Annotated in this window: 5 protein-coding genes; 1 reads left to right on the top strand and 4 read right to left on the bottom strand. The window is 71.2% G+C overall.

The annotated features are described in order from the left end of the window. Positions 1-65 precede the first annotated feature (65 nt). From ACWFR3_RS46230 to ACWFR3_RS46215, 4 genes are all read right to left on the bottom strand, one after another. Positions 66-2,201, bottom strand: coding sequence for a SpoIIE family protein phosphatase (locus ACWFR3_RS46230; protein WP_453740738.1), 2,136 nt, complete (start codon positions 2,199-2,201; stop codon positions 66-68). A gap of 55 nt (positions 2,202-2,256) precedes the next feature. Next, positions 2,257-2,949 (bottom strand): class I SAM-dependent methyltransferase, encoded by a 693-nt coding sequence (locus ACWFR3_RS46225; RefSeq protein ID WP_453740737.1) that lies wholly within the window; start codon positions 2,947-2,949, stop codon positions 2,257-2,259. Between the two features lie 127 nt (positions 2,950-3,076). Continuing rightward, complete coding sequence (gene fomD / locus ACWFR3_RS46220) at positions 3,077-3,763, bottom strand: cytidylyl-2-hydroxypropylphosphonate hydrolase (protein ID WP_453740736.1); 687 nt, start codon at positions 3,761-3,763, stop codon at positions 3,077-3,079. 124 nt (positions 3,764-3,887) lie between these two features. Beyond that, positions 3,888-5,300 (bottom strand): class II fumarate hydratase, encoded by a 1,413-nt coding sequence (locus ACWFR3_RS46215; protein WP_453740735.1) that lies wholly within the window; start codon positions 5,298-5,300, stop codon positions 3,888-3,890. Between the two features lie 122 nt (positions 5,301-5,422). Here ACWFR3_RS46215 and ACWFR3_RS46210 point away from each other — a divergent pair, with 122 nt between their 5' ends. Further along, positions 5,423-6,976: a ricin-type beta-trefoil lectin domain protein gene (locus tag ACWFR3_RS46210; RefSeq protein ID WP_453740734.1), complete on the top strand. Its 1,554-nt coding sequence runs from the start codon at positions 5,423-5,425 to the stop codon at positions 6,974-6,976. Positions 6,977-7,061: the final 85 nt, after the last annotated feature.

Raw genomic sequence — 7,061 nt, 5'->3', positions numbered from 1 at the left:
TTACGAGTTTTGGAGCCGTCTAGTGGGATAGGAGATGTGTATAAGTGACAGGCACCGCTCCTCGGTCAGCTGTGGTTCAGCTCGAACCAGACCACCTTGCCGGTGCTCAGACGTGTCGCGCCCCACCGCCGGGCCAGCCTGTTGACCAGGTAGAGCCCGCGGCCGCCCTCGTCCGTGGCCCGCGCCTGGCGCAGCCGCGGCAGCTGCGGCACGTCGTCGCCGACCTCGCAGCGCAGGACGTCGGTACGCAGCAGCCGCAGGGTCACCGGACGGGACGCGTACCGCACGGCGTTCGTGACGACCTCGCTGACCAGGAGCTCCACGGAGTCGTTCAGCTCCTGCAGGCCCCAGCGCTCCAGGGCGCTGCGGGCCAGGCGGCGGGCGCGCGAGGGCGTGGCGTCCTCGGGCTCCAGGTGCCAGTACGCGACGTCGCTCGGCGCGATCCCGTCGAAGCGGGCGGCGAGCAGCGCGATGTCGTCGTCCCGGTCGCCGGGGCCGAGCATGTCCAGGACGTCGTCGCAGAGGGCTTCGAGGGGCGGCGGATGGTCCGGTCCCGTCAACTGGGCGGTGGCGGCGAGCCGTTCGCGCAGCTGCTCTATGCCCGTCCACACGTCGCGCAGGCGGGATTCGACCAGACCGTCGGTGTAGAGCAGCAGGGTGGCGCCCGCGGGCGCGTCCAGCTCCACGGCCTCGAAGTCGACGCCGCCCACGCCGATGGGGGCGCCCGGCGGCACCCGCAGGACCTCCGCGCGGCCGCCCAGGTGCAGCAGGACGGGCGGCGGATGGCCGGCGTTGGCGATGGTGATGCGGTGCGCGACCGGGTCGTAGACCGCGTAGAGGCAGGTCGCCATGCGGTCCGAGCCGAGCCGCTGGGCCTGCTCGTCCAGGTGGTGCAGGACCTCCTGGGGCGGCAGGTCGAGCCCGGCCAGGGTCTGGGCCGTCGTGCGCAGCTGGCCCATGATCGCCGCTGAGGTCATCGAGTGCCCCATGACGTCGCCCACCACGAGCGCGACCCGGCTGCCGGGCAGCGGGATCGCGTCGTACCAGTCGCCGCCGACGCGGGCCGTCTCGGCGGCCGGGAGATAGCGGGACGCGAGCCGGACGCCGGTCGGGCGCGGCAGGGTCTCGGGCAGCATCGTGCGTTGCAACTCGTCGGCGATGTACGCCTCGCGGCCGTAGAGCACGGCCTTGTCGATGCCGAGCGCGCTGTGCGTGGCCAGCTGGGCGGCGACCAGGAGGTCGTCGTTCTCGAACGCGGGCCGGTCGGGGCGGCGCAGGAACACTGCGGCGCCGATCACCCGGCGTCTGCCGCGCAGCGGGGCGAGGATGGTGCGCTGGCCCAGGGGCACGGTGCGGCCGTCGCCGAGGAGTTCGGGCAGCGCGGCGCGGGCCGCGGGGGTGTCGGCGAAGACCGGGCGCACGCCCCGCAGGACCTCGGCGAGGGCGCCGCCGGGGCGCACCTCGCACAGTTCGGCGGTCGTCACGAGTTCGTTCTGCACCTGGAGCGCGGGCGGGTTGCCGCTCTCCGTGTCGGGCTCCTCGGTCCCTTCCTCGATCGAGCGCAGCCGGTCGGTGCGGCGAAGGCGCAGGATGAGGGCGCCGCTCGGCCGCTCCTCGCCGACCGGCAGCGGATCGCGCAGGTAGACCAGTATCGCGTCGGAGAACGTCGGCACCGTGGCCCGGCACAGGCCCATGACGATCTCGTCCAGGTCGATGCCGCGGGCGATCCGCCGGGTCGCGGCGCCCACGAAGCGCAGCCGGTCGCCGTCACGTCGCATCGCCGCGGGGCCTGCGCCCGGCGGCCGTGGTTGTCCCGTGCGCCGCTCCTCACCGCCGGGGGCGCCCGAGGGGGCGCCGTCATGGGTTTCCTGGTCGCCGCCGCGTCCCGCCGTCGGGTCGGGGCCCGGCCGGTCGGGCGCGCCCTCGGGGGCGGGGCGCGGCCGGTGCGGGTCGGGCTGCTGCCCCGAGTGCCCGGACGACTGGGAGTGCTCGTCGCAGGACCCGGCGGCGGACTCGCCCGCCCGGGATTCGCCTGCACGGGACTCGCCCGCACGGGACTGGGCCTGCGCGGGGAAAGCGGCCGCGCCCGGCGTGTCCCGCGCCTTGCGGGCACGCGCATGCGCCCCGCGGGGATCCGCGGGGGCGGCGGGCCGGGCAGCTCGGGGCTGTCGGCCCTCGTCGGGGATGGAGTGCTCCGTCACGCGTTTCGAATCCGTCCGTCCGGGGCTGCGCCTTGGTGTCCGGTGGCTACTTTGGTCAGCCGCGTCGGCAGTGCAGGAAGATCTGGTGCTCGGGTGGTACGTCGGTACTCGCCGGGGCGTAGGAGTACGTGTCCTCTTCGAGGATGTCGAAGCCCGCGTCACGTACTACCTGCCGCAGTTCGTCCCGCAGGTAACCGGATACCCGGATTGTGTGCCCCAGGAACGGAATTCCCGCGTCATCCAGGTCGGCCTCGACCATGGAGAGCGCGAGCAGGCCACCGGGGCGCAGCAGTCCGTGCAGCAGCCGCAGAGCGTACGGGATTTCGTCGCGCGGCAGCATCAGGAGCGCGAAGAAAGCCGCGATCCCGTCGAACTGGCCTACCCCGTCGGGCCCTTCGGCCCGCAGCGCGGCCACGTCGAGCTGCCGGAATTCGGCGTTGTCCGCGGGAACGTTCTTCCTGGCGATGTCGAGCATGCCGGACGAGAGATCGATGCCCAGGACGCTGTGCCCGGCGTCGGCGAGCTGCCCGGCGGTGGGAAGTCCGGTGCCGCATCCCACGTCGAGAACCCTCGCTCCGGCGGGCAGCGCGTCGGCGAGCCTGCGCCCGGCGGCCAGCTGGCCGTCCTTGTGGGGGAAGGCGTCGTCGTAGTGCTGCCCGATGGCGTCGAAGGCCTCGGCCTGTCCTGTCCGGTCGGTCAGTACGCCGGATGGCCCGCCGTAGCCGTCGAACTCGCTCGCCTCGCTCACGTTCTGCCGCCCCTCGATGACATCCTGTCAGGCATCGCGCAAGCTCAGGGAGTTGCTGCTGAGTTGCTGCTGTGCGCCCTTGCGGAGGACGATCCTACGTTTGAACCCTGGGGGCGCATCAAGGGTCTCATGACGTCACATGCGTGGGTGTGCGGTCCCAGTCATCCGGAAGGGGTGGAATATCCCAGTCCGGATCCGGGCGCCAGTGCTGCCAGTTGTCCGAAAACGGTCGTCCCCAGGAACGGATCACATCGATGGCGGCGTCCCCGGCGGCCCTGACTTCCCGCGCTTTGGCGGCCTCCATGAGGCCGGCGCGCTGAGCCTGGGCGAACTCGTCCTCGTCGTGCCACTGCCAGGTCCGGTCCGGCCGCACGGAGATGTCCAGAAAGTGATCCTCGGAATCGACGCCGCCGGTCCAACGGGTGCGCGGCTCCTCCAGATTCACGTACCAGTTCTTGAACTGCCATCCCGGATCCCAGAACAGCCACACCGACCACGGCTCGGCTGGCCGTGCGAGCTTCAGGACGCCGGTGCCGAACCAGCGGTCCCTGCGCAGGGCGCGGGGCTTGGTGTAGCGGGTGGCGAGGGGCTCGCGGTGCACGGCGGTCCCGTCGGCGATGACGGGCTTCACGCATTCGGTGCCGGGCGCCATCCACACGGCGAGCAGCTCTTCGGTGTCCTGTACGACCGTGACGGGCCGGCAGATGTGGATTCCGTCCCCGGCGTTGTCCTTGTACCGCCACAGCACGTGGGAGCCGGGAACCCAGCGTGCTGCTTCGCTGCTCGTCGTTGGCGGCGTGGTGAGGTCTGTCATGCAGAGATATTAGTCGGCGCCCGGACGGACTCCCGGGACCCGGCCTGACGGGCTCCCCGGACCTGCCCGCGCGGGCCCGCCGGAACCTGTCCGGCCGGGCCCGTCCGGGTGCGGGGCAGCCGTCCTACGGCCGTGTCATCCGCAGTACGTCCAACGCCTCGTCCAGCTGCGTCAGCGTGAGTTCGCCCCGCTCGACGTAACCGCCTTCGAGCACGACCTCCCGGATGGTCTTCCGTTCGGCGAGCGACTTCTTGGCGACCTTCGCCGCCTCCTCGTACCCGATGTATTTGTTCAGCGGGGTGACGACGGAGGGCGAGGACTCGGCGTACTCGCGGGCGCGTTCGGCGTTCGCGGTGATGCCGGCGACCGTCCTGTCGGCGAGCAGGCGCGACACGTTGGCCAGCAGCCGGATCGACTCCAGGACGTTCTTGCCGATGACCGGCAGCATCACGTTCAGCTCGAAGTTGCCCGCCGCCCCGGCCGCGGCGACCGTCGCGTCATTGCCGGTGACCTGCGCGGCGACCATCAGCGCCGCCTCCGGGATCACCGGGTTCACCTTGCCCGGCATGATCGAGGAACCGGGCTGCAGATCGGGCAGGTTGATCTCGGCGAGGCCCGTCCGCGGGCCGGAAGCCATCCAGCGCAGATCATTGGCGATCTTCGTGAGACCGACGCCGATGGTCCGCAGCTGGCCGCTGGTCTCGACGATGCCGTCCCGCGCGCCCTGGGCCTCGAAGTGATCGCGCGCCTCGGTCAGCGGGAGCCCCGTGACCCGTGCCACCTCGTCGATCACGGCAGCCGAGAAGCCGGGCGGGGTGTTGATCCCGGTGCCCACCGCCGTGCCGCCCAGCGGCAGTTCGGCCAGGCGCGGCAGCGAGGCATTGAGCCGCTCCACGCCGTGGCGCACCTGGGCCGCGTAGCCGCCGAACTCCTGGCCGAGGGTCACCGGCGTCGCGTCCATCAGGTGCGTGCGCCCGGACTTCACCACGTCGTCGAACTCCTGCGACTTGCGCGTCAGCGCGGCCGCCAGGTGTTCGAGCGCCGGGATCAGGTCCTGCGTCACGGCGCCGGTGGCCGCGATGTGGATAGAGGAGGGGAAGACGTCGTTCGACGACTGGGAGGCGTTCACGTGGTCGTTCGGGTGGACGTCCCGGCCGAGCTTCTCCGTGGCCAGCGTCGCGAGGACTTCGTTCGTGTTCATGTTGGACGACGTGCCGGACCCCGTCTGGAAGACGTCCACGGGGAAGTGCTCGTCCCAGCGGCCTTCGGCCACCTCGCCCGCCGCGTCCGCGATGGCCGCGGCGATGTCCTTGTCGAGCACGCCGAGGTCCGCGTTGACCTTCGCCGCCGCCGCCTTGATCCGGGCGAGCGCGGCGATGTGCGCGCGCTCGATGCGCTGCCCGGAGACGGGGAAGTTCTCCACCGCCCGCTGCGTCTGCGCCCGCCATTTCGCGTGGGCGGGGACCCGCACCTCGCCCATGGAGTCGTGCTCGATCCGGTACTCACCGCTGTCGCTTGCGCTGGCGTCGCTGGTCATCCTTCGAACCTACTCCTTCGTCGAACCCCGCTGAAAAGTTGAGCACTTGTCTTGTTCTAGGTATTCCCATTGCTCCTACCCACCAGTAAAAACCGTGGGTAACACCAAACCGGGGAGGCGCAATGAAGCGCATCAGACACGGCCGCCGGAGCATGCCGCGATGTACGTTCGCGGCGGCCGTGGCGATGGCGGCGGTGCTCGGCACCGTCGCGGGCACGCCCGCAGCGGCGGCGGACGGCAAGGACCGCGGGAGCGCCGCACCCGCGGCATCCGCGGCCACGCCCCTGTCGCCCGAACTGGAGAAGATCCGGGCGCAGGAGGCCACCAAGCTGTACGGCGCCCCGGCCGAGCGCCCGCCGGCCGACCGGAAGACCGGGCTGATCTCGCTCGGGGACAGCGAGATCTCGGGGGAGGGCGTCGGAACGTACGAACCCGGCACCGACGGCCCCGACAACTGGTGCCACCGCTCCCCGGACGCCGCGATCCACCGCACCGGCATCCCCGCGGACGAGACGTACAACGTCGCCTGTTCGGGAGCGCAGACCGTCAACATCAAGATCGGCGGGCAGAAGCAGTACGCCGACGAGCTGGTGCAGAGCGACAACCTCGCCATCAAGGCGCGCAACACCAGGATCAAGGCGGTCATGCTGGTCATCGGGGCCAACGACGACCTCGAATTCGCGCCGGTGATGACCGACTGCGTGACGCGCTTCCTGCTCAGCCAGGGTGCCTGCGCGGGCAAGTACACGGAGGGCTGGCAGGCGCGGGTCGACGCGCTCGTGCCCAAGGTCGAGCAGTCCGTCCGCGACCTGAAGACCGTCATGAAGGACGCGGGATACGCGGGCGACGACTACAAGCTCGTCGTGATGGGCTACCCGAGCCCGATCGGACCCGACTTCCGGGACAACCCGAAGTTCCCGGGCAAGCTGGTCTGCGGCGGTCTCGGCTACGACTCCGACACCGAGTGGGGCCGCAACTACGCCGTCCCCGCCTTCGGGACCGGCATGCGCAAGGCGGTGAAGGCGGCGGGCGCGACCTACCTCGACAACTCCCGGCTCTTCCACGGCCATGAGGTCTGTTCGGAGGACACCTGGGCGCGCGGCCTCTACGTGGACCTGTCCAACCCGTTCCCGCCGGACTCCAATTCGGTCCGCCAGTCCTTCCACCCCAACGCCCGCGGTCACGCGGCCTTCGCGTCGTGCCTTACGCAGATCTACAACTCCGGCTGGGGCGAGGCCGGTTGCGCGGACCCGGCGAGCACCGGCAGTCCGAAGCTCTACCGGGGCGCCTGGGACGACGCGTACAAGCCGCTGAAGAACGCGGGCACGGGGACATGCGTGGACGTCGACGCGTCGAAGAGCAAGAACGGCACCAAGGTGCAGGGCTGGGACTGCACCGGCAACCGCAACCAGACCTGGTGGTACGACGACGCACAGGGGTCCCTGCACACCGGCCTGACCCAGGACCGCTGCCTGGACGTGCCCGACGGCGCCTACAAGGAAGGCGCCGCCGTCACCCTGTGGAACTGCCACGGAGGCGGCAACCAGAAGTTCGTCCGCGAGGCTGGGACACTGCGGCCCGCCGCCGCGAACGGGCTCTGCCTGACCCTGGCGGGGGCCAAGGAGCCGCTGCGGCTGCAGAAGTGCGGCGGGGCGGCGAACCAGCGGTTCGCCTGACGGGAGGAGTGCCTGATGGATGCGGAAGGGCCCTCCACGCGCGCGTGGAGGGCCCTTCCGTGGTGCTGTGCCAGGGGTGCTACGC

This window comes from Streptomyces sp. NPDC055189, assembly GCF_053606765.1.
The sequence above is the reverse complement of the archived record's forward strand: the minus strand, read 5'-3'. Positions and strand labels throughout refer to the sequence as shown.